Source organism: Bradyrhizobium sp. 170 (genome assembly GCF_023101085.1).
Taxonomy (GTDB): domain Bacteria; phylum Pseudomonadota; class Alphaproteobacteria; order Rhizobiales; family Xanthobacteraceae; genus Bradyrhizobium.
In genome coordinates, this window is record NZ_CP064703.1 from 1111502 (window position 1) to 1135300 (window position 23799).

Annotated in this window: 23 protein-coding genes, 1 tRNA gene and 1 pseudogene; 13 read left to right on the top strand and 12 right to left on the bottom strand. The window is 64.1% G+C overall.

What is annotated here, in order from left to right; all coding sequences use genetic code 11:
* Nucleotides 1-89 precede the first annotated feature (89 nt).
* The gene (locus IVB05_RS05310; RefSeq protein ID WP_247783386.1) at nt 90-1115 is read right to left on the bottom strand and encodes a Fe(3+) ABC transporter substrate-binding protein; all 1026 of its coding nucleotides are present in this window, start codon (nt 1113-1115) and stop codon (nt 90-92) included.
* 172 nt (nt 1116-1287) lie between these two features.
* Entirely contained in the window at nt 1288-2244 is a 957-nt protein-coding gene (locus IVB05_RS05315; protein WP_247783387.1) for a threonine/serine dehydratase, read from the bottom strand.
* 69 nt (nt 2245-2313) lie between these two features.
* Here IVB05_RS05315 and IVB05_RS05320 point away from each other — a divergent pair, with 69 nt between their 5' ends.
* Together IVB05_RS05320 and IVB05_RS05325 are read left to right on the top strand one after the other, a co-directional pair.
* On the top strand, nt 2314-2631 hold the full coding sequence (locus IVB05_RS05320) for an ArsR family transcriptional regulator (RefSeq protein ID WP_247783388.1): 318 nt from the start codon (nt 2314-2316) through the stop codon (nt 2629-2631).
* 124 nt (nt 2632-2755) lie between these two features.
* A complete protein-coding gene (locus IVB05_RS05325) occupies nt 2756-3241 on the top strand; it encodes a cyclic nucleotide-binding domain-containing protein (protein ID WP_247783389.1) in 486 nt (161 codons plus the stop codon).
* Here the strand turns inward: IVB05_RS05325 and IVB05_RS05330 are convergent.
* The 3 genes from IVB05_RS05330 to IVB05_RS05340 all read right to left on the bottom strand — a co-directional run bounded on the left by IVB05_RS05330 (nt 3180) and on the right by IVB05_RS05340 (nt 7674).
* Complete coding sequence (locus tag IVB05_RS05330) at nt 3180-4007, bottom strand: metallophosphoesterase (protein ID WP_247783390.1); 828 nt, start codon at nt 4005-4007, stop codon at nt 3180-3182. The two genes, IVB05_RS05325 and IVB05_RS05330, sit on opposite strands and share 62 nt — an antisense overlap.
* A 323-nt stretch (nt 4008-4330) precedes the next feature.
* On the bottom strand, nt 4331-4585 hold the full coding sequence (locus tag IVB05_RS05335; protein ID WP_247783391.1) for a nickel-binding protein: 255 nt from the start codon (nt 4583-4585) through the stop codon (nt 4331-4333).
* Nucleotides 4586-4608: 23 nt separating this feature from the next.
* Entirely contained in the window at nt 4609-7674 is a 3066-nt protein-coding gene (locus tag IVB05_RS05340; RefSeq protein WP_247783392.1) for an AAA family ATPase, read from the bottom strand.
* Between the two features lie 205 nt (nt 7675-7879).
* On the opposite strand from IVB05_RS05340, the gene IVB05_RS05345 reads away from it, so the two are divergent.
* From IVB05_RS05345 to IVB05_RS05355, 3 genes and pseudogenes are all read left to right on the top strand, one after another.
* Entirely contained in the window at nt 7880-8749 is an 870-nt protein-coding gene (locus IVB05_RS05345) for a class I SAM-dependent methyltransferase (RefSeq protein ID WP_247783393.1), read from the top strand.
* A 20-nt stretch (nt 8750-8769) separates the two neighbouring features.
* Complete coding sequence (locus IVB05_RS05350) at nt 8770-9735, top strand: carbon-nitrogen hydrolase family protein (protein WP_256473187.1); 966 nt, start codon at nt 8770-8772, stop codon at nt 9733-9735.
* Nucleotides 9736-9863: 128 nt separating this feature from the next.
* Nucleotides 9864-9968, top strand: a pseudogene (locus tag IVB05_RS05355) (IS5/IS1182 family transposase); the annotation flags it as partial.
* Here the strand turns inward: IVB05_RS05355 and IVB05_RS05360 are convergent.
* From IVB05_RS05360 to IVB05_RS05370, 3 genes are read right to left on the bottom strand one after another with little or no spacing between them, the layout of a single operon-like run.
* Nucleotides 9965-11464, bottom strand: coding sequence for a tripartite tricarboxylate transporter permease (locus IVB05_RS05360; RefSeq protein WP_247783395.1), 1500 nt, complete (start codon nt 11462-11464; stop codon nt 9965-9967). The pseudogene IVB05_RS05355 and the gene IVB05_RS05360 overlap by 4 nt on opposite strands.
* Nucleotides 11464-11949 (bottom strand): tripartite tricarboxylate transporter TctB family protein, encoded by a 486-nt coding sequence (locus tag IVB05_RS05365; protein ID WP_247783396.1) that lies wholly within the window; start codon nt 11947-11949, stop codon nt 11464-11466. Before IVB05_RS05365 ends, IVB05_RS05360 begins: the two co-directional genes overlap by 1 nt.
* Nucleotides 11946-12914, bottom strand: coding sequence for a tripartite tricarboxylate transporter substrate-binding protein (locus IVB05_RS05370; RefSeq protein WP_247783397.1), 969 nt, complete (start codon nt 12912-12914; stop codon nt 11946-11948). The genes IVB05_RS05365 and IVB05_RS05370 overlap by 4 nt, the downstream gene beginning before the upstream one ends.
* Before the next feature lie 158 nt (nt 12915-13072).
* Here IVB05_RS05370 and IVB05_RS05375 point away from each other — a divergent pair, with 158 nt between their 5' ends.
* Nucleotides 13073-13792, top strand: a complete 720-nt coding sequence (locus IVB05_RS05375) for a glutathione S-transferase family protein (RefSeq protein WP_247783398.1) — start codon at nt 13073-13075, stop codon at nt 13790-13792.
* A gap of 32 nt (nt 13793-13824) precedes the next feature.
* On the opposite strand, the gene IVB05_RS05380 is transcribed toward IVB05_RS05375, so the two are convergent.
* Entirely contained in the window at nt 13825-17022 is a 3198-nt protein-coding gene (locus IVB05_RS05380) for a PAS domain-containing sensor histidine kinase (RefSeq protein WP_247786594.1), read from the bottom strand.
* Between the two features lie 292 nt (nt 17023-17314).
* Between IVB05_RS05380 and IVB05_RS05385 the strand changes: the two genes are divergently transcribed.
* From IVB05_RS05385 to IVB05_RS05410, 6 genes are all read left to right on the top strand, one after another.
* Nucleotides 17315-17698, top strand: coding sequence for a phasin family protein (locus IVB05_RS05385; RefSeq protein ID WP_247783399.1), 384 nt, complete (start codon nt 17315-17317; stop codon nt 17696-17698).
* Between the two features lie 260 nt (nt 17699-17958).
* Nucleotides 17959-18393, top strand: a complete 435-nt coding sequence (locus tag IVB05_RS05390; RefSeq protein ID WP_247783400.1) for a phasin — start codon at nt 17959-17961, stop codon at nt 18391-18393.
* 229 nt (nt 18394-18622) lie between these two features.
* Nucleotides 18623-18699, top strand: a tRNA-His gene (locus IVB05_RS05395).
* Nucleotides 18700-18844: 145 nt separating this feature from the next.
* Nucleotides 18845-19207 carry a hypothetical protein gene (locus IVB05_RS05400; RefSeq protein WP_247783401.1) on the top strand — a complete coding sequence of 121 codons (363 nt, stop codon included), beginning with the start codon at nt 18845-18847 and terminating at the stop codon, nt 19205-19207.
* A gap of 116 nt (nt 19208-19323) precedes the next feature.
* Entirely contained in the window at nt 19324-19653 is a 330-nt protein-coding gene (locus IVB05_RS05405; protein WP_247783402.1) for a hypothetical protein, read from the top strand.
* Nucleotides 19654-19841: 188 nt separating this feature from the next.
* Complete coding sequence (locus IVB05_RS05410; protein ID WP_247783403.1) at nt 19842-20522, top strand: ParA family protein; 681 nt, start codon at nt 19842-19844, stop codon at nt 20520-20522.
* A 231-nt stretch (nt 20523-20753) separates the two neighbouring features.
* Here the strand turns inward: IVB05_RS05410 and IVB05_RS43465 are convergent, their stop codons facing one another.
* Nucleotides 20754-20885, bottom strand: coding sequence for a hypothetical protein (locus IVB05_RS43465; RefSeq protein WP_256473190.1), 132 nt, complete (start codon nt 20883-20885; stop codon nt 20754-20756).
* A 228-nt stretch (nt 20886-21113) separates the two neighbouring features.
* Between IVB05_RS43465 and IVB05_RS05415 the strand changes: the two genes are divergently transcribed.
* Nucleotides 21114-21260 carry a hypothetical protein gene (locus tag IVB05_RS05415; protein WP_247783404.1) on the top strand — a complete coding sequence of 49 codons (147 nt, stop codon included), beginning with the start codon at nt 21114-21116 and terminating at the stop codon, nt 21258-21260.
* A 63-nt stretch (nt 21261-21323) separates the two neighbouring features.
* Here IVB05_RS05415 and dapA read toward each other — a convergent pair whose 3' ends face one another.
* Both dapA and IVB05_RS05425 read right to left on the bottom strand, forming a co-directional pair.
* The gene (gene dapA / locus IVB05_RS05420; RefSeq protein ID WP_247783405.1) at nt 21324-22256 is read right to left on the bottom strand and encodes a 4-hydroxy-tetrahydrodipicolinate synthase; all 933 of its coding nucleotides are present in this window, start codon (nt 22254-22256) and stop codon (nt 21324-21326) included.
* 619 nt (nt 22257-22875) lie between these two features.
* A complete protein-coding gene (locus IVB05_RS05425) occupies nt 22876-23799 on the bottom strand; it encodes a LysR family transcriptional regulator (protein WP_190242137.1) in 924 nt (307 codons plus the stop codon).

Genomic DNA, 23799 nt, shown 5'->3' on the forward strand with positions numbered 1-23799 from the left:
GCAAGAAGCCGCAAGCCCATGCAGCATTATGCCCTCTCCCGGGGAGGGAGAGGGCATGTTGGCGGAATTACTGTCGCGACTTGGTGCGATCAATTATCAAACCCGACCTTGTCCACCAGCGTCGAGGCTGCCTTGCGGTTGGCGGCGATCTTGGCGATCGGGAGCGGATCGGCGGTGAGCTTGCCGTAACCCGCAATCGTCGGGTTGACGGCGACGCCGGCACGAACCGGGTACTCGTAGTTGGAATCCGCGTAGATCTGCTGCGCCTTGTCGCCGACGAGCCACTCGATCAGCTTGACGCCATTGGCCTTGTTGGGCGCGTTCTTCGCCAACAGGACGCCCGACAGATTGACGTGGGTGCCGCCGCCCTCGAAGGTCGGCAGGACCACCTTGGTGGCTTCCGCCCACGGCTTCTTCTCGGGATCGTTGTTCATCATCAGCGCCCAGTAATAGGTGTTGCCGATGCCGATGTCGCACTTGCCGGCCGCGACGTCGCGCGCCGCTTCGCGGTCGCCGCCCGAGGGCTTCTGCGCCAGATTGGCCTTCAGGCCTTTCAGCCATTCCTCGGCCTTGGCCTCGCCGTACTTCGCCGTGTAGGCCGCGAACAGGCCATTGTTGTAGATGTGCTGGCCGGAGCGGATGCAGATCTTGCCCTTCCACTTGGGATCGGCGAGCTCTTCGTAGGTGATCTTGTCCTGCTTGACGCGATCCTTCGAGGCGTAGATCACGCGCGCTCGCATGGAGATGCCGGCCCAGTGTCCATCAGGATCGCGGTATTGCGCCGGCACGATTTCGTCGATCACCACGGACTTGATCGGCTGCGTGACCTCGGCCTTCACGGCCTCGTCCATGCGGCCGATGTCGACCGTCAAGAGCACGTCGGCGGGGCTGTTGGCGCCTTCCGCCTTCATGCGCTGCTCGAGGCCAGAGCTTGCCGAGACGACGTTGACCTTGATGCCGGTGTCCTTGGTGAAAGCGTCGAACAGCGGCTGGATCAGCTTGGTTTCCCGATAGGTGTAGACGTTGACCTCGCCGTCGGCGGACGCCGGCGAGGCTCCGAAAGCGGTGAAACAAAGCAACGCTGCGGTTGCGGCGGTAGCGCGAAGGTTGATCATGAGAGCTGCCCGGCAATAGTGGTGAAGATGCCGGTCTCAGTAGCGCAGCGACTGCCATGCCGTCAGCGACTGGATGTCGCGAACGGGTCGATTTAGAAGGATTCCAGCGTTGTGATTTAGAGTGATTCCAAAGTGGACGTGCCGCCATGCGCGGGGACGCAACCACCGGCGCTCAATGGCTGAGGTCGAAATTGACGGCGGCAGTGTTGCCGCCGCTGATGATGACGGCAACGCGCTCGCCCGCGACGGGCCTGTAGGCGCCCGACAGGATCGCCGAGAATGCCGCAGCGCCACCCGGTTCTGCCACGATGCGCAAGGCACGCCAAAGCGTCGCCTGCGCCTCGGCGATTGCGGCGTCGGAAACCAGCGCGGTTTGCCGCGCGTATTTTTGTACGATCGGAAAGACCTGTTCGCCGACCCGCCGCGGCGCCAGCGAATCCGCCGCCAGACCGCCGGCCTCCGCATCGACCGGCCGGCCGGCTTCAAAGGCTCTGGTCAGCGTCGGCGATGCCAGCGGTTCGACGCCAATCACCTTGATACGGCCGGCGTACCAGGCGGCGATTCCTGCGATCAGCCCGCCGCCGCCCACCGATACCAGCAGCGTATCGATATCCGACGCCTGGCCAGCGAGCTCGAGGCCGAGCGTTCCCTGTCCCATGATGGTTTCGTTCTGATCGAAGGCCGGCACTTGCAGTGCGCCGGTTTGCTGCGCCCATACTTCGCTTGCCGCGAGCGCATCGGCATAGCGGTCGCCCTCGATCGCGAGGTCGGCGCCATAGTCGCGGATCCGCTGCAGCTTCGCCGGCGAAGAGATGTTTGGCACGAAAATCTTGGCCGGCTTGCCAAGCTTCATCGCGGCATAGGCGACCGCCGCACCATGGTTGCCGCCCGACGCTGCGACCACGCCGGCCTTCGGTACCTCGCGGGTCAGCAAATTGGCGAACGCGCCGCGCGCCTTGAACGAGCCGGAGTACTGAAGCAGCTCCAGCTTGAGCGTCAGCGTATGGCCGGGAAGGCCGAACTCGGCCGCATCGACGTCGACGACCGGCGTTCGCCGGATGAAGGGCCGAATGAGCCTCTCGCATTGGGCGATCGTTTCCGAAGTTACTGCATCCACCGGCGCGTTCATTCCAAAGCACTCCTTCCAAAGCACTCCTGGGCGTGTTGACAGGAATTAGTCATTTAGCTAATTAGCAATATGCCTTCATTGGAAGACGACGTCGAGTCTGCTTTTCGCGCGCTCGCCAGCGATCGGCGGCTCCTGATCCTGGAATGGCTGAAACGCCCCCGGGCGCATTTTCGCGAGCAAGTCGACGGCGACCTGGTCAAGGACGGGGTCTGCGGGGCGTTGATCGCCGAAAAGCTCGGCGTCAGTCAGCCGACCGTCAGCGAGCACTTGAAGATACTGTCGCAAGCCGGGCTGTTGAGCGCCAAGCGCGTCAAGCAGTGGACGTTCTACAAGCGCGATGAAGCGCGCATCGCGAAGCTGAAAACGGCAATGCTCGCGAAGATCTGAAGTTCGGCCTAGCGTGCGGCCGCCGGACTTGCCATGCCGACATTTTGAGCAGCGAAGCGCACCTTATCCGTTCGACCTTGGCATCGTCAGTGCCTAGTCTTGGCCGACAGGGAGATCATGCTGGATGCGCGCGGTTCTGGATTATTGCACCGGAGGAATTCAGCGGGCCGTGCCGGCGGGTACGCTCGTGCTCCATGAGGGCGGCAAGACCGGACATCTGTTCGTGCTGCTCGAAGGACGGCTGGAGGTCATCAAGGGCGATAGCGTCGTCGCCGTTCTGACCGAACCGGGGGCGATGCTGGGCGAAATGTCGGTGCTGCTCGAGCAGCCCCACACCGCGACCGTGCGCGCCGCCGCCGATTCCGTCGTCTACGAGTTCGACGACGCCGCGGCTTTCCTGCGCGACCAGCCGGCGGTGGCGCTGTTGATCGCGCGCTTGCTGGCGCAGCGCCTCAACGTCGCCAACACCTATTTGGCCGACCTGATGCATCAATATGCCGGTCAGGGTAACCATCTCTCGATGGTCGGCGAACTCCTGCAGAGCATGATCAACCTGCCGCCGACGCAGGTTTCGCCAGGCTCGGATCGGCAATCCGACCCAAGGATATGAGCCAGGGCGGCGGGTTCTCGATTTCCGCCGCCGGCCGAGCCAAGGGCGCGCGCAGGTCGATGCGTTGCGCTTCGCCGGCCGAGAGCCAGAAAGCTGTGTCCTCATCGAGGTCGAGCACGATATAGACCGGCGGGCGGCCGTGCTGCAGGCCGGTGTTGAAGATCCAGGTGGTGCCGAGCCGGTCGAACCACGAGCCGTCGGGAATGAAGGGCGACTGATGCACATGGCCCGAGATCACCATCGACGGCTGATACTGCGCGATCCATTGCACCAGTTCGACGTCGCCGAAGAACCGCTTGCCGCCCCAACTTGTCGGCGAATTCGCCGGCGGCGCGTGATGGACCCAGATCCAGCGTTGCGCCCGCTCGAGCGCGGCATCGCGAAGCTGGGCTTCAATGCGGCTCTTGACCAGTGGCCCGTCCCACCACGGACACACCGTGAAGCGCGTGCCCCCGATGGTGAGGCTGTCGCCGTCGCAGGCGATGCCGAGTTCTCTGACATCGCCTATCCAGCGCGCGATCTTCTCGCCTTCCGCGCTGCGTTCGTCGAGGTCGTGATTGCCCGAGCAGAGAATGACGCGCGTCATGCCTGACAGCAGCGACAGGTATTTTTTCACCACCAGAATCTGCGCGCGGAAATCGACGAACGATCCGATGTCGAGCGCGTCGCCAGCGAAGATGACGACGTCGAACTCAGGGGCCGCCGCCAGCAGCCAGTCGAACTGCGGCAATGAATAATGCAAATCGGCAACGACAAGGCAGCGCATAATGATTCAAATCCAAAAATGCCCAGGAAACGGGCGATCCGCAGGCGGATGCATTCAGGCATAGCGGATTCGAGCAAGAATTGTGCCGGTCGGGACTTCAAACGGGCCTATCGCCCCGCTGGAAGGACCAGGGCGCGTACCCATAAATTGAGCTTGATGGCTACTCGATGTCCGATATGCGCCGATGACTTGTCCCAACTGCCAACAAGAGGGCCGCAACGCTTCACACACGTGCGAGAGCTAAGAGCCATACCGGGAATGGGATTTCTCCTCTAACGTGCGCCGGGAGTATACGGCTTGGACATTGACAGAACACCATGGCCTCATTGCTCGCCAAGCACGTCGGCGGCCCAAGCCCGGTCGAACTTGGCGTTAGCCTCCCGCTGGACATTGCGCACGCTCGCCACGTCCGCCGCATCGTATTCGCAGACCATACGCAGCCGGTTGGCGGACCAGTAGCTGCGGATCCAACGGACGTTGTAGAGGTCGAGGCAGGGCCCCATTCGAGCCTCGACCGCACTCAATTCCTCCTGGGTGAACGGCGTTTCGAAATTCCGCTCAACAATAACGCGGGGCATGGGTTTTCTCCTGTTGTTCGAATTCAACCTGCCGGCTTGGCGTGGGAACCGCCGTTGGAATCGCGCGGACGGGCTTGCGATGCGAGTAACGCCGCGCGCGCCCTGACGCTGAGGTCATCCCGGCCTGACGCCGCCTCGATGTCCTGTGCCGAAGCCGTTTCACCGGCCGGAGCGAGCAATGCCCGCGCAATTGCAATCTCGCTATGCCTCCGCATGACCGAGGCAACCGTCAAAGCTTCGCTGGCGCAGAGACGCGCCTGGCTGGTGCGTCCCGCCTGGCGGTAGAGGTGCGCCGCGCTATTGAGCGCGTAAGCCAAGTAAGATTTATCATCCACCGCACGGAGCCGCGTTAGCGCGCTGGCCAGCGCATCGTCGGCAGAAGCCTCCTCTGTGGCCAATCCGGCCAGCGCCCTCAACGTCTTGACGAATGGCGTTTCATCGTCGCCCAGCCGCGCCGCGACCGTTTCCAGCTCCGCGCAATGGGCGTGCATGTCGGCATATCGGCCCCGCTCCCGCTCGAGCATCGCGAGCCAGGTCAGGCATTTGTATTCGCGCCAGCGATCCTTGTCCCGGCGCGCCAGATCAAGTGCACGCCCCAGCGAAGAGACGGCGTGATCCTCATTGCCGTCCCATCGCTCCAGGAGACCGCGGGCCCAGTACAGTTCGCACAGCTCAAGACTGATGGGCCCGGCGATCGCGCTGGCCTCGGCGATCAGCGCGCGCGAACGCCCGATCTCAGTCTCCAGTTCGAGCAGGCAACGGGCGGTGTTCGCGAGCTGACGCGCTCGCGTCGTATCGTCGGCGGCGCGGCCGGCTTCGGCGGCGCGCAGCGTACTTGTCTCCGCCTGCTGAACGTCGCCGGCTTCCTGATGCAGCACGGAAAGCAGGTAGTGGCCGGTCGCGGCCGCGGTTTGAAGGCCGAGCGCTTCGGCGTCGCTTGTTGCCTCGGCAATCGTGTCCGCCAGCGGCGGGAGCGGCCGAAGGCCAGGACCGGTCGCGCCAAGCACACGTATCTTGAGCATGGCGATGCGGAGCTCCAGCCTGGCTGGACCCTCCGCAAGCCGCTCGGCATGACGGAGACCCCGTTCGGCGAAGCTGGCCGCTTCCGCATTGGCGAACAGCCGCAGCGCGCGTTCACCTGCAAGTCTGCACGCGTGCGCTGCCATATCGTCATCCTCAGCAAGCGCGGCATGATGAGCAATGTCCGCTGCGAAGGCGCCGTCGCGCCCGATGACGGCATCCAGGGCGCGTGCAATTCGCCGATGCAGTAGCTTTCGCCGCGGCTGCGAGAGCGCACGATAGGCCGTCTGGCGGACGAGATCGTGCGTGAAGTCGTAAGCATCGCCGCCGACCGGCCGGATCAGCCCGCGCCGCTCCAATTCGCCAAGGGCCGTGAGAAGCTCGGTATCATCGAGACGCGCAGATCGCGCAAGGTCGTCCGGCGTGAAGGCGCGGCCATGGGCTGCCGCCCAGACCAGCGTCTCGCGTATTCCTTCCGCAAGCGGCGCGAGTTGGCCGGCGATCAGGGCTTCGACGGTCCGACCGGGGCCCGCGTCCCCACGGCGGTGCGCATGGGCGAGCTCCAGACTGAACAGCGGGTTGCCGCCGCTTTCGGCAAAGATCTTGGCCGCGTCGAGTGACGGGTCGACCTGCCGGATGAGCTGCGCCGTTTCCGCTTCGCTCATGGCCGCAAGCTCGATCTCTCTCAGCCGCCCGTCGCGGGCCAGCGAGCGCAATACGCGCGACGCGGCGCTATTGTCTTCGATCTCTCCCGCTCGCGCCGCACACACAATCAGCAGGCCGGGGGTGGTATCGATATGGCGCGCGACGTAGTGAAGGAGCGAGGACGAGCCCTCGTCGGCCCATTGCAGATCGTCGAGGATGACGGCCGCAGGTCGCATTGACACAACCTGCCGCAGCAGGCCGAGGACCGCGTCGAGCAGCCGGGTTCGATCTCCGGATTCCGCCACCGTGCCCATTTCGGGAAGCAGCAAGCCCAGATCAGCCGGCAGCCCGTCGCGCGGGCTTTCGCGCAGGATCTCACGGATAACATCGATCCATACGCCATAGGGTCGCGCCGCTTCGGCTTCATAGGCGCGCGCTGCAAAGGCGCGCCCCCCGGCAGAGGTGAGGCACTCGCCAATATGAGCAAGAACGCGGCTCTTGCCGATACCCGGCTCGCCGGTCACCAGCAACACATCCGGCCTGTCAGTCCGCATCGCCACGATCTGATCGATCAGCGCCCGCTCGGCTTCGCGGCCGACAAAGGCGGAGGAGGGCGGAGGCGTTGGCGCTGGAGGGATACCCGAAGCGCGCGCGGGCCGTTTCGCGGCGACGCTGGCTGACGCAGTGGGGCGCAGAGTTTGCCGGGCCTCTTCCAGTTCGGCCGAAGGACGGACGCCGAGCTCGGCTTCGAGAACCCGGCTTGCATGTTCGTAGTGACCAAGCGCCTCCTTGTTCCTGCCCTCGCGGACCAGCAGCCGGACAACCGCCGCGTGACCTGACTCGGACAGCGGGTCGGCCGCCGTAAGGGCGCGCGCATAGGCCAGCGCGTCCGCAGGATGGCCTTGAAGCCGTTCGACGAGACTGGTGAGCAGCGCGAGGTGCAGGCGGCTCACGGCTTCGCGCTCTGCCATGCACCATTCCTGGTAGCGATAGCAGAGCGGCAAATCGAGGCCGTCGAGAAATTCGCCAACACCGAACAGAGAGGCTGCCTCTTTCAATGCGGCGATGGGTGCGGCGGAGACATCATCACCAAGCAGCGACCGTACCCGCTGGATATCAATGACAGCATTGCCGAGTTCGACGCCGACCCGCTCGCGGTCCGCTTTCAGTCGCATTCCTTTCTTGTCGTCGAGTACTGCCCGAATCTTGCTCAGGCTCCAGCGCAGCTCGGCGCGCGGATCGTCGGGCCCATCCCAGAGCAGATCGCATAGACGTTCGCGGCGATGCGGCTGTCCGGTGGCGATCAGATAGCCGAGTAGCGCGCGCGTCTTGCGCGAGGCCGGCAACGCCACGGAACGCCCATCGCAGCCAACGAGTTGCAGCTCGCCGAGCAGGCGTATTCCGGGCGGGCTTTGGTCTTTCATGCTCCTCGGACCTCGATCGCTGTCTCGCGCAGCTCCCATGCCGGTTCCCACGCGCGCTCCCACGGACAAGGGCCATCCTAGCGGTTCACTACGAAACCACGAAATCGGCCAGATCGACGCTCGAAGGCATTGGTGGGGCCACTATGAAGCCCCGGTGAGCACGTCACGCCCCCTCAACACCCGAAAACTTAAGGAGACATTCGTCATGACAACCACGATCGCTGCAAAACCGTTCGATCCCGTCAAGTATAAGGAGACCACCCGCGAGCAATGGCAGTCCGCCGCCCAGGCCTGGAACGACTGGGGGCCGCTGCTGCGTGCCTGGCTCGGTCCGGCAACCGAGATCATGCTCGACATGGCCGCGATCGAACCTGGCCACCGGGTACTCGACGTGGCAGCTGGCGCGGGCGACCAGACGTTGCAGACCGCGACACGCGTTGGACCCGCCGGCCGTGTGCTTGCCACCGACATTTCTCCGAATATCCTGGCCTTCGCCGAAGCGAACGCACGCAATGCCGGGCTTGGCAATGTCGAAACCAAGGTGCTGGACGGCGAGGAGCTGGACGTACCGGAAGGCGCATTCGACGCGGTCATCTCGCGCGTTGGTCTGATCTACTTTCCGGATCAGCAAAAGGCCTTGGCCGGCATGAAACGTGCGCTGAAGCCTGGCGGCCGCATCGCCGCCATCGTCTACAGCACAGCCGAAAACAACAAATTCTTCTCGATTCCGGTTTCGATTATCCGCCGTCGCGCCAATCTGCCTCCGCCTCTTCCGGGACAACCCGGCCCCTTCAGCCTCGGCGGCCCCGGCATGCTGGAGGAATCTTTCCGCAAGGCCGGCTTCCGCGATGTTCACAGCAGGACCATCCCGGCGCCAGTTCGCACGAAGACCGCCGCCGAATGCGTACGCTTTGAGAAGGAATCGTTCGGCGCGCTGCATCAGATGCTCGCCGGCCTCGACGAAGCCGGGCGCGAAGCGGCGTGGCGCGAGATCGAGCAGGAACTTGGCGCCTTCGAGGGGAAGGCTGGTTTCGAAGGCCCCTGCGAGATGGTCGTCGCCGTCGGCGTCAAATAGGCAGTGAGAAGGAGATCGACATGCCTGCAAGAATCGCTGTCATCCAGAAGCCGCCGGTGCTGCTCGACCGGGACGGCACCATCGCTAAGGCCATCGAGGCAATCGACGAAGCCGCCGATGCCGGCGCCTCGCTGCTAGTATTTCCAGAAGCGTGGATTCCCGGCTATCCAACCTGGGTCTGGCGCCTGAAGCCGGGCGCCGACATGGCGCTGTCGGACGAACTTCATGCCCGGTTGCGCCAAAACGCAGTCGGTATCGAGCGTGGAGATTTGCAGCCGCTGCAGGACGCGGCCCGCCGGCGCGAAGTGACGGTCGTCGTCGGACTGCATGAGATCGACAGCCGCTTCTCGGGCACCACGCTTTTCAACACCGTGGTGGTGATCGGCCCCGACGGCATGGTGCTCAACCGTCATCGCAAGCTGATGCCGACCAATCCCGAGCGCATGGTCTGGGGAATGGGCGATGCGAGCGGCCTGAGAGTCGTCGATACGCCGGCCGGCAGGCTCGGTTGCCTGATCTGCTGGGAGAGCTATATGCCGCTGGCACGCTACGCGCTCTACGCACAAGGCATCGACATCCTAGTCAATCCAACCTGGGATAATGGCGAGGTGTACCTCGCCACGCTCCGCCACATCGCCCGCGAGGGAGGCTGCTGGGTGGTTGCAACCGCAACCGCAATGCAGGGCAGCGACGTGCCGGAGGATTTCCCGGACCGTGACAGGCTCTTCAAGCCGGAGGAATGGATCAACAATGGCGATGCGATAGTGATCAAGCCGAGCGGCAGCGTCGGATCGGGCCCCCTGAACCGCGTGAAGGGCATCCTCTACGCTGAGATCGACACCGAGGCAGCCGGTCGCGCGCGACGCTCACTCGACGTCTGCGGCCATTACTCACGGCCGGACATCTTCTCCTTGTCCATAAACCGAAGGCCGCTCGAGCCAGCAGTTTTTGTAGACGGACCCACCGAAATAGTCGGACAGCGTTGAGTGCCGCCGCTTCAATCGGGCGGCCAGCGCAAAGCCTTTTAATAGCTCGGCTCCCGCGGTGTATGAGGTATGCATACTTTCCCACTAGCTGATCTTCGACGTCGCTAATGTCCGCTCTAGGTCAGTGTCGGCGTGTCGCTACCCGATACGACAAGCTCGCAGCCAACTATCTGGCCTTCATCAAACTCGCGTCAATCCGAATTTGGCTGCGCGTTAACGAGTCCACGCGCTAGTCCTCGCTCGCCTTGAACCGGTTCATCCCCTTCAGTACGAACGGCGCCAGTAGCGCGATCAGCGCGATGCCGAGCAGCGTGGCCGACATCGGGCTCTGCAACAGCACCAGCGGATCGCCGAGGCTGATGGCGAGCGCGCGGCGCAACTGGCTTTCAGCGATCGGGCCCAGGATAAGACCGACGACGACAGGCGCGATCGGAAAATCGAACCGGCGCATCAGAAAGCCCAGCACGCCAAAGCCTGCCAGCATCGACAGTTCGACGACCGATGGTTTTGCCGCGATGGTGCCCATGGTCGCGAACACGAGAATGCCGGCGTAGAGCCACGGCTGCGGGATCGCGAGCAGTTTCACCCACAGGCCGACCAGCGGCAGGTTGAGAACCAGCAGCATGACGTTGGCAATGAACAGGCTGGCGATCAGGCCCCACACCAGGTCGGGCCGCTCCGCGAACAGCAGCGGTCCCGGGTTCAGGCCGTATTGCTGAAAGCCCGCCAGCATCATCGCAGCCGTTGCCGAGGTCGGAAGGCCGAGCGTCAGCAAAGGCACCAGCGTGCCGGCGGCGGAGGCATTGTTGGCGGCTTCCGGCCCGGCGACGCCCTCGATCGCGCCCTTGCCGAATTCCTCCGGATGTTTCGACAGCCTCTTCTCAGTGGAATAGGACAGGAAGGTCGGAATCTCGGCGCCGCCGGCAGGCAGCGCGCCGATCGGAAAGCCGAACATCGTCCCGCGCAGCCACGGTTTCCACGACCGCTTCCAGTCCAGTTTCGTCATCCACAGCGAGCCGCGCACCGGCTCGATCTTCTCCTCGGCGTGATGGCGGCGCGAGGCGACGTAAAGCGCTTCGCCGAGGGCGAACAGGCCGACCGCAAGCGTCGTCACCTCGACGCCGTCGAGCAGTTCGGGAATGCCGAACGCGAGCCGGGCCTGGCCGGTGAGTTTGTCGATGCCAACAAGCCCGAGCGTCAGCCCGATGAACAGGCTGGTCAGTCCGCGGATCGGCGAATCCCCGAAGGTGGCGGACACCGTGACAAAGGCCACGCACATCAGCGCGAAATAATCCTCGGGCCCGAAACGCACGGCGAAATCGACCAGCCACGGCGCCAGAAAGGCCAGGCCGATGGTGGCGATGGTGCCCGCGACGAACGAGCCGATCGCAGCCGTTGCCAGCGCCGGACCGCCGCGGCCGGCCTTGGCCATCTTGTTGCCTTCGAGCGCCGTCGCCATCGATGCGCTCTCACCAGGCGTGTTGATGAGAATGGCGGTGGTCGATCCGCCATACATGCCGCCGTAATAGATGCCGGCGAACATGATCAGCGAGCCGCCGGGATCGAGCTTGTAGGTTACCGGCAGCAGCAACGCGACCGTCAGCGCCGGACCGATGCCGGGCAGCACGCCCACTGCAGTGCCGAGGAACACGCCGATCAGTGCGTAGAGCAGGTTCATCGGCTGCACGGCGACAGCCATGCCATGCGCGAGCGCGGCGAAAGTTTCCATTACAGCAATCTTTCCAGAGGGCCGGCGGGGAGGCTCAGCGTCAGCAGCCGATCGAAAGCGAGATAGATCAGGGTGCTCATCACGAGCGCGATGGCGGAGTCGGCGAGAATGGCACGCCGTCCGAACGCCGCCGAGGTGGCGACAAACAGCGTTGACGTCGCAAGGATGAAGCCGCCGCCGAGGCCGATGATGGCGATAAGCAGCGCCAGGCCCCCGAGGATCAGCAGCACGGCCTTGGGATCGGCGCTCTCGCGCGGCGGCAGGTTGCCGCGCAGCGCGTCGATCAGATTGCCGATCGCGAGTAGGCCGAGCCCGATGGCGATGACGACCGGCATCACCTCGGGCCCCATGCCGTACATCGTGGTGGCCGGCAGTTGACGCGAGTCCCATACCAGCACCACGGCAAGGGCTGCGAGCGCCAGCGCAATGACGACACCGGCGCGATCGACGCGCCGCGACGCCGGCCCCTGCGGAAGGTCCGTCATGATTTGACGAGGCCGACCGACTTCAAGACGTCGGTGACGCGCGCGGTTTCCTTCTTCAGGAAGTCGGCGAACGCATCGCCGCCGAGATAGGCGTCATCCCAGCCCTTCTGCTTGAGGATGTCCTTCCAGGCGTCCGACTTGACCATGTTCTCCACCGCGGCGCTCAGCGTCTTGCGCTGTTCCGGCGTGATGCCGGGAGGTGCTACCACCGAGCGCCAGTTGGCCAGCACGAGGTCGATGCCCTGTTCCTTGAAGGTCGGAATGTCGCTGCCGGCGATGCGCTTCTCCGACGTCACGCCGAGCGCGCGCAGCTTGCCGGACTTGATCTGGCCTTCGTATTCGCTCATTCCCGAAATGCCCGCGGTGACCTTGCCGCCGAGAATGGCCGCCAGCGACTCGCCGCCTCCGGAAAACGGGATGTAGTTGACCTTCTTGGCGTCGGCGCCGATCGTTCCCGCAAACAGCGCCGCCATCACATGGTCGACGCCCCCGGCCGAGCCGCCGGCAAACGTGACCTTGGCGATGTCGGCCTTCACGGCGGCGGCAAGATCCTGCGCCGTCTTGATCGGCGAATTCGCCGGCACCACGATCACCTGGATCTCCTCGGTGAGGCGCGCGATCGGCGTTACCTGTTCGAGCGTCACCGGCGATTTGTTCATGGCGAGCGCGCCGACCATGACGAAGCCGTTCACCATCATCTGGTTGCCGTCGCCCTTGGCGCCGTTGACGAACTGCGCGATGCCGACGCTGCCACCGGCGCCGGCCACGTTGGTAACCTGGACGCTGCGGGCGATCTTGGCGGCGACCAGCGCCTGCTGCATCGAGCGGGCGGTCTGATCCCATCCGCCGCCGGGGGCTGCGGGCGCCATGATCTTGAGCTCGAGCTGCTGCGAGAGGGCAGGCGCGCTGGCTGCAAGCGTCAACGCAACGACCGCGCCGAACAGGCGCGTATGAAACGGCATCATGGGATTTCCTCCAGGCTCACACAGCGCGGCTGTGTGTCAATTGGTCGCATATCAACCGGAAAAGGCGCCGCTGTCCAGAAGGACCTTTACGTGTCCGAACGGGATCCGGAAGTTTTCGCTAAGATCCCGTCCATGGTGATGATTGAGGAGGGAAATCGATGCCCGAGAACGTTCAATCCGGCGGAGAGGCGCATCGAAGCGGCAATCGCAAAATGCGGCTGTTCTCCGGCCCTCTGAGCATGTTCGGCGCAAAGGTCCAGATCGCCGCGCACGAAAAGAACATCGATTTCGAACTGGTCATGGTCTCCTTCACCATGAAGGAGGGTTACGCGCCAAAGCATCCGGAAGTCCTGCGCATCAATCCAAAGCGGCAGGTCCCGGTGCTGATCGACGGTGACCTCGAGATCTTCGATTCCACCCAGATCTTCGAATATCTCGAAGACATCAAGCCGCATCCTGCGCTGTGGCCTGCGGCTCCTGCAGCACGGGCCTGGTCTCGCCGGCTGGAGCATGAATCGGATGAGATCTATTTCCCCCATATCATCAAATTGATGCAGCTCGGGAAGACGCCGCTCGATTCCGCCGCGGAGCTCGCGCGCGCGGGCGCTGCCGATTATTATCGAACAATGGAGCGTGTGCTTGATGACCGCGAGTTTCTCGGCGGCGCGTATTCCTTTGCCGATATCGCGTTCTATATGGCCCAGCTCTTCGGCGCGCGCTGGGGCGCCGACATGACCAGCGAAACGCCGAAGCTTCTGCAATGGCGGCAGCGCATGACGGCAAGACCGGCGGTCAGCAAGGTCGTCGGACCGATGGCCGACTACTTGCGCGGCCAGGGCCTCGGCGTTCCAGCGTTTCTTCCGTCAAAGGCGACGTGATCGACATCGCGGATACGCGCGCCTGTCTCCGGTCAGACCTGTGCGACCGCGTGCGGGAACACGATCTCGATCAGCGTGCCGGAACGGCCGCCGGTCTTGATCTGGAATTTGGCGCGGTTGGCTTCGACGAGGGCTTTGGTCAGCGACAGGCTGACGGCCGAACTCTCGGCCCGATCCGATGGCGCCTGGGTTCGGAACGGCTGGAGGGCTGCGGCAACCTCATTGTCATTGAGCCCGTTGCCGGTGTCGCGGACCCGCAGCATCACCTCGCCGAAATCGGACAGCGCGGTCGAGACGATGACCTGGCCGCCGGCATTGGCGAGATGGATCGAATTGCCGATCAGGTTCAGCGTGATCTGGCGCAAGGCCCGCGCATCCGCAATCACAGGCGGCAACATGCGCGCGAGTGACGTGCGGATGATGATGCGCTCGCGATTGGCCTGCGGCTGCAAGACCGCGACGCAGCTCTCGACCAGTTCGTTGAGGTTCTGGTTGGTGAAAGCGAGATCGAGCTTGCCGGTTTCGATCCTTGAGAGATCGAGCAGGTCGTTGACGATGGCGATCACGCGTTCGCCGGAGGCGCGGATGTCCTTCATGTATTCGAGGTAGCGTTCGTTGCCGAGCGCGCCGAAACGCTCGCCGATCATCACTTCGGAAAAGCCGATGATGGCGTTCAGCGGCGTCCGCACCTCGTGGCTGATCCGCGCCAGCACGTCAGCCTTGGCGCTGGCGGCGCGTTCGGCCAGCCGCCGCGCCTCGCGCAATTCGCTCTCGGTGTGCTTGGCTTGCGACAGATCGCGGAACACCGCGAAGAAATTCGGGCCGTCAGGGCGGGTGCGGCCCATGGTCATCGACAGCGCGATGATGCCGCCTTTGCTTTCGCGGCCCAGCACCTCGCGGCCGTGGTCGAGCAGGCTGGCGACGCCGGAAGCCTTGATGCCGGCGAGATATTCGAACACGCCGTGCCGGCTTTCGGGCGCGAACAGATCGGCGAGATTGCGTCGCGCGAGTTCGTCGCCGTTATGGCCGAACAGCGCTTCGGCGCTGCGGTTGGCCGCGTGGATGTTGCCCTCGGCGTCGAACATCAGGATGCCCTCGGCCGTGGTGTCGAGGATGGCGGCGAGGTCTTCGGCGTTGGCATGCCCGACATCCGACGGTTCAAAAACGTCAGGTTCGGATGCCTCCGGTTCGGAGCCGAAGACGTCAGGCTCCGATACCGCCGGTTCGGCCTCCGATACCGCCGGTTCGAACTCCGATACCGGCTCGGCTCGCGCGATGGCGGCCGCGATCGCCGTGCCCTCATGGCGCGTGCCCGAGAAGATCAAGGCCAGCGCCGAATCGCCGTCCCACGAGATGGTGTAGAGGCGCGCGTCGGCCGCCGCTGCCGGCGTATCCGCGTCCGCGGGCTGGCTTGCCGAGATCGTCACCGGCTTGCCGGTGTCCGATGTCGAGGAGGCGTTTGATACGCCGGGTTCGACATAGAGTGCGTCGAGGCCGCCGGCATCTTCCAGCGCGTGCAGGCCTGGATAGCCCATCTGCGTCAGGAAGGCGGGGTTGGCATAGAGCAGCCGGTCGAGCCGGTAGATCAGGATGCCGACCGGCAGCAAATCGAGCAGCGCCTTGTCGCGCGCCGCTTCGCCTCGCGCCGGAGGCTCGGGCGGCGCCAGCCATTCGGGCGGCGCGGGAGCCGCTTCGCGCGCGGCCAGCGGTTCGAAGATGGATTCGCCGGCGGCATCCAACGCCTCGTTGCCGTTCTCGGTGTCGAGCCGCGCCGACAATTGTCGCGCGAGTTCGTCGAAGGCGCTGTTTTCAACCGGCGTCAGCGCTGGCTGCTTCGCTTCGCCCGGGGCGCGGAACGGCAAGACGTTTGCAGCGGCGTCTGCCGGCAACTCCGCTGCGGTTTCCGTCAGCGCGTCCTTGGCGATTTCCCGGACGCTTTCTTGGACGCTTTCCTCTAAGGCTTCCTTCGGAGGTTCCACGGGCGTTTCCAAATCTTTTTGATGTGAAGTCTCTGCAGCAGAAGTCTCTGCAGTTGAAGTCTCTGCAGCAGAAGTTTCGGCAGCAATCGGTTCAGGCAATTCGTCCGATGAAGGCGATGCGACGCTGGCCGGCTCGGCGGATGGCGCAGCGGGCACGTCTTGCGGCGTTACCATCTCGCCGGACAATTCCGCCAGGCGCCGGGCGGCGAGCCGCGCCAGCGCATCGAAATCGCGGCAGACGCCGAAGCCGCGATAGCCGATGAAATTCCGCGCCCCATCGAAGACCGGCAGGCCGGACATTTCGACGGGCAGCGTGTCACCGCCATCGACTGGCCAGTTCAGCGCGATGCCGCTCCAGGTGGCGCCCGTCGCAAAGGCTTGCATCATCCGGCCGGTGGGATCGAACCCAAAGGTCTCGGCGATCTCGCGCCATGGCCGGCCGAAAGCGGCCGTGGTGCGCGGGCCGATCAGGCCGGCGAATTCGTCGGTGCCGAGCGTGAATCGGCCTTCCCGATCCATCTGCCAGGTGAAGCGCAGCGGCCGGCGGCGCGTCTGCGGCTGGCCGGCAAACGCTTCGATGCCAGGTGATGGCGCGCGCGCAATGGTTTCGGCGGCGGGCGGCTCGTCCGCGGCGGCAGGTTCGGCAAACGCATCGAACAACGCAAACCCGGCGGGCGCTTCGCCCGATGGTGCTGGCTGCGGGTGGTCGGGAGCCGGTTGCGGCACGACCGCTTGCTCCATGACCGGTGCGCTCGGCTGCAAGGCTGGCTCTGACAAGGCCGGCTCTGACAAGACCGGCTCTGACAAGGTCGGCTCTGATGATGCGGTTTCTGGCTGCATCTCGTTGTCGGGCTGTGTCTGCGCCGGTCGCGGCGCGATCAGCGCGATGTTGCCGGCGGCGATCAGAACGCCGTGGCTGCCATTGGGAAAGTCGAGCCGCGAAGCGCCGCACGTCGCAAGCCCGCCGGGCGCCGCGCCAAATCCCTGCAAGCGCTCCAGCCGGATGGCACCGTTGGCGAGCAACCGGCCTGCGAGCCGCGCAATCTGCCGCCGGTGCCGGTCGGCCGGTCCGAAGGTTCTTTCGGCAAGGGCTGCGGCACTGGCTTCACCGAACACGCGGGCGCCGGCCGGATTGGCCCACAGGATCCGCTTGCCGTCGGCGGTCCACAGCCAGGCCGGCAGGGGGCTCGCCGCGTAGGCCGCCAATCGCGGATCGCTCCGCGCCAGCCACTGAAATTCCGCATCCTGCATCGCAGCTACATGACCGTCCGGCGTCAAAATCGACCGCCAAAACGCCGACAGCGTTAAGGCACGGTTACTATCGCAAGGCCGCAGCGGCAGGTCCACGGCCCGGCCGGCCGGCGCTAATTTAACCCACGGATAACCTTAATCCGGGCTGGACCCTTTGGCCGGCCGCTGCGTTGGGTGGGTTGCTGACGGCCGTCAAGGGTTCAACGGGGAACCTCCCCGGCGCTGCATCCGTCCAGGATGCGGCCCCCGACGGTATCCGGACGCAATCCCTGCCACTGAAAAGGAACGCACCATGAGTGACGAAGTGCGAGACCGATTCGAGATACCCAAGGAAATGCGATCGATGGCGGAAGCTAGCCTGGAGCAGGCCCGCAACGCCTTCGAGAAATTCGTCGCCGCCGCACAGACCGCCGCCGGCTCCATCGAGGAGCGCAACGCCACGGTTCGCGCCGGCGTAAAGGACGTCGGCAGCAAGGCTATGGCCTATGCCGAGAAGAATGTGCAGGGCTCGCTCGATCACGCGCAGTCATTGCTGAAGGCCAAGGATCTGCCCGAGGTGATGCGGTTGCACAGCGAGTATGTGCAGGCGCAAATGCGCGCGCTGGCGGAGCAGGCCAGCGAAATGGGCCAGGTCGTCGGCAAGGCCGCCATGGACGCGGCCCGGCCGAAAGCCTGACCTGCCCGCATTGGCGGGAAGCTGCCGCTGGATCGCCTGCTGGAACCCGCATGCCGGGTTAAATTTGCGGCGACGCACCAGAAATTGCAGTGCGCTGCACAAATTTGACATGATATGGGTGCTTATTGGGCGAGCCCGTGGATGGGCACTTTCCGTGAGTGCGTGTGTATGCGTGATCCCTCCGGCGTCCCGGCCGATTACCTGCCCCGGCGTCCCGCGAGGGGGAACATCGTTTAACCCCATTGTGAAGGATGCAAGCCGTGACCAGCTCCACCGATCCCTTCTCTGCCTCCATCATCCCCTTCGAAGTCCCCGAGCAGATGCGCGCGCTTGCCGAAAAGGGCGTCTCGCAGGCTCGCGACAGCTACGCCAAGTTCAAGGATGCCGCCGAAACCCATAACGGCACCATCGAGGCTGTGTTCACCTCGGCCAGCAAGGGCGCCAGCGCGTACAACGCCAAGGTGATCGAGTTCTTCAAGGCCAACACTTCCGCCGAACTCGATTTTGCGCAGGAGCTGTTCGGCGTGAAGACGCCGGCGGCGGCGATGGAGCTGTGGACCTCGCATGCCCGCAAGCAGTACGAGACCCTCACCGCGCAAGCCAAGGAGCTCGCCGAGCTCGGCCAGAAGGTAGCGACCGAGACCGTCGAGCCGATCAAGGCCTCGGCCTCGAAGCTCTACAAGCCGGCCGCCTGACCGCTTCCGGTATCGATCACGAAAAGCCCGGGCCAAGCGGCCCGGGCTTTTTGCTGCGCGGGATGATTTTGGCAGGCTGCCGGGGGCCTGGCCGAGGGGCCCGTCAATTGAACGCAAAATGCCCTCGGGACGACTACAATCAGATGCTTCGCGGCCTTGCCAAAGCGAGGCGTTGCACCTAGTTTCCGGCCCATTCGCGACCCCCTTTTTGGGACCTCGCGTGAGGTATGCAGTTGTAGCTCAGTTGGTTAGAGCGCCTGTCTGTGGAACAGGAGGTCGGTGGTTCGAGCCCACCCAACTGTACCAGCCTTCACGCTGCTGAATTGCCGCTTGAACCTGAATTGCCGCCCAACGTGCCGCGACACTTGTGCTGTGGCGTGTCGTCCACCCGTGCTTGCGAATCCTGATCCGTTCACCCACAATTCCGCCAAACTTTGGGCTGGGGGGATGGATGACGATTTTTCGCGCAGGGAATTTCCAGCTTGGATGGCTGCTGGCCGTGGCGCTGTCGGTTTCGATCTCTCCCGCCGCCGGCCAAACCTATACTCCCGAACAGGAGCAGGCCTGCACCAGCGATGCGTTCCGGCTCTGCAGTTCGGAAATTCCCGATGTCGGCCGCGTGACGGCTTGCATGGTTGCCAAAAAATCCCAGCTCTCGCCGCCCTGCCGCGCCCAGTTCAGGCCGGATCCCGAGCCCCGCGAGGCTGCGGTCAGGCCGGCCGGCCGGCCGACCGTGATCCGGCCGGCAACGCCGCGCAAGGCGGTGAGCGTCAAGCCGCGCAAGACCAAAAAGCCGGCGAAACCCGCGACCTGACGGCGCGGGCGACCTGACGGCATTACATCATTTTAAGAATCCCTGGTGCGCCAGGCTGACGCCTTGTTTGCGCCATCTGCAATGAACATCTCCTTTGGGCAAGAGGAGAGGGTTCATTGAGCGCACATCAAAAGGAGCTCGACCGGCATTTTGCCTGGTTTGAGAAAAAGCTGCCGCCTGGGCCGGCGAAATTCGTCGGCTGGGTACGCAAGCCGTCGTCGATCTATGTCCGGATTCCGCTCGCGTTTCTCTTGGTCGTCGGCGGCTTTCTCAGCTTCCTGCCAGTGCTCGGACTCTGGATGCTTCCGCTCGGACTCCTTTTGTTCGCGCAGGACGTGCCGCCGCTGCAGAAGCCGATGGCGCAGGGGCTCGGATGGATCGAGCGCAAATGGCTCGAACGCCAGCGTGCAAAGCTCGAACGCGAGCGCGCAAAAACCGCGCAATGAGCGATCAAGGCACTCTGCAAGGCTTTCAACCGTTCCGTTTCCGGTTGCGGGCCTGCACGCACCTGTGACTCAAAAACCAGCCTTGTTGGCAATTACGTGGCTTCATCGCGACATCCCTTAAATTTTTCTTTCGCGAATCAGCCCGCTGATTCATTTTCAGCTTCTGGGGTCAACTTGGAGGCCAAGGTATGAACGTAATAGTATTTGCATCACGTAAGGGGGGCTCGGGAAAGAGTACCCTGGCTGCTCACCTCGCTGCCCATGTTCACAAGGCAACGAAGCCCATCCTTCTGGTCGATGCCGACCCACAGGGATCGCTTACGCTCTGGCACAAATTGCGCGGCACCAACGAACCGCCGATCAAGGCCGCGGTGAATTCCGTCAGCGGCATCGTCGCTGCCGCCAAGCGCGACGGCGTCGAATGGGTGTTCATCGACACGCCGCCGAATCTTTCGGCCGTTGTCGACGACGCGATCCGCAACGCGACGATGGTGATCATTCCGGCGCGGCCGGGCGTGTTCGACGTCAACGCCGTGCAGGAAACGATTCAGACCTGCCGTTCGGCGCGCAAGCCCTACGCAGTCGTGGTCAACGGCGCCCCCGCCGAACGCGACGGCGTCGAGAGCCGCATCGTCACCATCGCGCGTGAAGCGCTGGCGAAATTCCGCGCGCCGGTGTGGAGCGGCCAGATCACCAACCGCGCCGATCTGATCATGGCGCTGAGCCAGGGCGAAGGCGCCCGCGAATATTACGCGGAAGGCCGGGCCGCGGCCGAGATCACCAGGCTGTGGGGCGCGATCGAACGTTCGATCAAGGCGATCCGCGGAACCGCGTCCGGATCTGGCGCCATGCACAAGCAGGCGGCGTAACAACGCCGCTTTCTCCTCTCGGACTGATCTTTCTGGACTGACAAAGACGCGCGGCGCTCCGCGCGTTTTTCTTTTGCGGGTGTGGCAAAAGCCCTATCGCCGTCATTGCGAGCGCAGCGAAGCAATCCATCGCGACGCACGAAGAAAGAATGGATTGCTTTCGCGGAGCCTGTCAACGGGCGCGCATTCGCGCGACCCGTTGGCTCGCAATGACGGACGTGAGAGTGCGGCTTACGCCACCATCAGCACGTAGAACACGACGACCGGCGACAGCGTCAGGATCACCGACCAGATGCCGACGGCCCACACAATGTCCTCGGTGGAAAAGCCCTGTTGAGGGATGGTGTTGTTTTCAAAGTGCACGACGCGCCCCCGCGTTTTTGTTGGCTCCTGCTATCTTGATACGCGGGCGGTTTTAAAAACCCGGTTCCGATTTCACTTGCATTTGACCGCAAGTGCTACCGCCGATTAACCACCGTGATATCCTGGTTAATGGCTGGTGAGTGCGAAGCCGCAACTTCAAGCGAAGGCCCGGCCGCGACATTAAAATTTTATCTGTAGGTATTTCTCCTCAAGGAACATCACCGGGGAATGACAATGATCGCACACGACAGGAAATATCCGACCGGCGAACTCGCCCAGCGGGCGCATGACGTTCTGCTGGTGTCGTCGTTCGCCATCTGGGCGATGGTGCTCGGCTTCGCGCCGGTGCTGACCTATCGCTTGCTGGTCAGCTAAAGCGCATTGCTTCCGCTCGCCATCCAAGGCGAGCGGTGCCGGCCATCTCTCCTGGCGCGACGTTCAGGCCCGGCGCAACAGCTGTGGCCTGCGTCGCTCGATTTCCTCGTCCAGCAACGCTGCGAGCTCCGCGCTCACCTCCACCATCGGAAGGCGGACCTCGGCGCTGTCGATCAGCCCGCTGCGCGCCAGCCAATACTTCGCAGGCGCCGGGCTCGGTTCGGCGAACAACAGCCGGGTCAGCGCGGAAATGGCCTTCCAGCATGCGCGCGCGGCGTCGCGATCGCCCTGCTTCAACAGTGTCTGCACCGATGCGAAGGCGTCGGTCTCCAGATGCGCCGACAGCAGGATCGCCCCGTCGGCGCCGTCGGCGAGCGCTTCGTGATACAGCGCGTCCTCGCCGGTCAGTACGCCAAAGTTCGGTGGTCGCCGGCTTAAGAAGTCGATCGACTGCGCGCGGTCGGCGCCGCAATCCTTCATGCCGGCGATGTTCGGATGCAGGGCGAGCTGCAGCAGCGTCTCGTTGGTGAGGCTGACGCCGGTCCGGTAGGGGATGTTGTAGAGCACGATCGGCCACGAGGCGTGGTCGGCGAGCGCGGTGAAATGCTGCACCAGGCCGCGTTGCGAGGGGCGGATGTAATAGGGGCTCGCGATCAGATAGCCGTCGATCGGCCAGGTCGCCGTCTCATCCAGCGCATCCAGAAGCTTCGCGGTAGAGGCGCCGGACAGGCCCAGCAGGATCGGCAGGTGGCGACCGCCGCCGGATAGTTCGCTGCGCGTCACCGTCACCAGCCGCTCGAGCTCGTCCGCGCGGAGCGACATGCCTTCGCCCGACGTCGCCGCCAGAATGAAGCCGTCGACCGGGCCGGCCGCATAGTGCCTGACGAGCCGGCGTAACGACGCCTCGTCGAGTTCGCCGTCGCGAAACGGCGTAATGAGCGGCAGCCACAGGCCCTGCAGGCGGCTTGTTAGATCGTCAGTCGAAGGGGCAGTCATCGTTCCATCTCCTCATGGGGTGAGCCGGAGACGGGACCAATAAAAAAACCCCGTCCAGACGGCGGGGCTTTCGGGATCGCGGGTTGTGGCAGTGTCTAGCGCGCGCGTCGATCTCGGGTCCCCAGGTGGGGATCTTTTTTCGACGATAAAGCTGCGCACGAACGCGTGATCATGTGCGGATGATGGTGGCAGCGGACCCCAATGTCAATCGGCGCAACGATATGGCTCGTCGGTGAAGACTTGCAGACGAAAAAAAAGCCGGGCCCAAGAGAGCCCGGCTTGAGGTATTGGCCACGTGAGGCCGACACAATCACCTTCCAAGAGGGATTACTGAACCGCCGCGCCACTGGAGGAGGGGGACATATGCGCGACGCGACCGCTCAGCGTTTAAGCACTATGATCCTCATCAGTGCTGTGCGGCAACCGTCCGAGCCGCATGTCAGTCATGCGGTGAGCGGGCCCTCTATTAAATAGGCTAATCCGCAAAGCGGGGACGACGAAACGCCACCCGCGTCCAGCTTATGGAGCATGATCTCCGGGCAAACGCTTCGCGTTTGTCCCGAGGGAAAACCGGTCTCCACTTTTGCGCTAACGCGGCCCTGCGGGTCCGGATCGCGCTCTAGGAGGGCCAGCGCTGCGCCTTGCTCACCACGAAGTCGCGGAACACCTGCACCCGCGCCACCGTCTTCAACTCTTCGGGATAGACAAAATACGTGTCGATCTGGATCGAGTCGGTCTCGCCGAACAACTGCACCAGGCGGTTGTTCTCCTCGACCAGATAGTCGGGCAGGGCGGCGATGCCGAGCCCCTGCTGACAGGCGCGGACCAGCCCCAGGATATTGTTGACCTTGAAGTAGGCCTCGCGCGGACCCGAGCCGTTACGGCCGGCGTCGATCAGCCAGGAGCGGTTCTGCAGATGCGTCGGAACCTGCGCATCGCTCAGCATGATGATGCGATGCGAGTCCAGGTCGTCCAGCGTGCGTGGCGTGCCGAAGCGCTTGATGTATTCCGGCGAGCAATAGGCGTGGAAGCCGATCGAGAACAGCTTGCGCTGGATCAGGTCCGGCTGGGTCGGCTTGCGGGTGCGGATCGCGACGTCGGCCTCGCGCATCGACAGATCGAGATCTTCGTCGGTCACGATCATGGAGATCCGGATATCCGGATAGAGCGCGGTGAATTCGTCGAGCCGCGGGATCAGCCAGTTGATACCGAGCGCCGGCGGCGTGGTGATCTTGAGGTCGCCGCTCGGCCGCTCGCGGCTGTCGGTGAGCTTGGCGCGCGCCGCCTGCAGCTGCATGAACACGTCATGCGCGGTACGAAACAGCAGGTCGCCCTGTTCGGTGAGGATCAGTCCGCGCGCGTGGCGGTGGAACAGCGACACCGCGAGCTCCTGCTCCAGCGCGCTGACCTGCCGCGATACCGCCGATTGCGAAAGCCCGAGCTGTTCGCCGGCGTGGGTAAAGCTTCCCGCCTCTGCAGCCGCGTGAAAGACTTTCAGCTTGTCCCAATCCATGTCCGATGATCCGTCCCGTGTTCTAGGCAT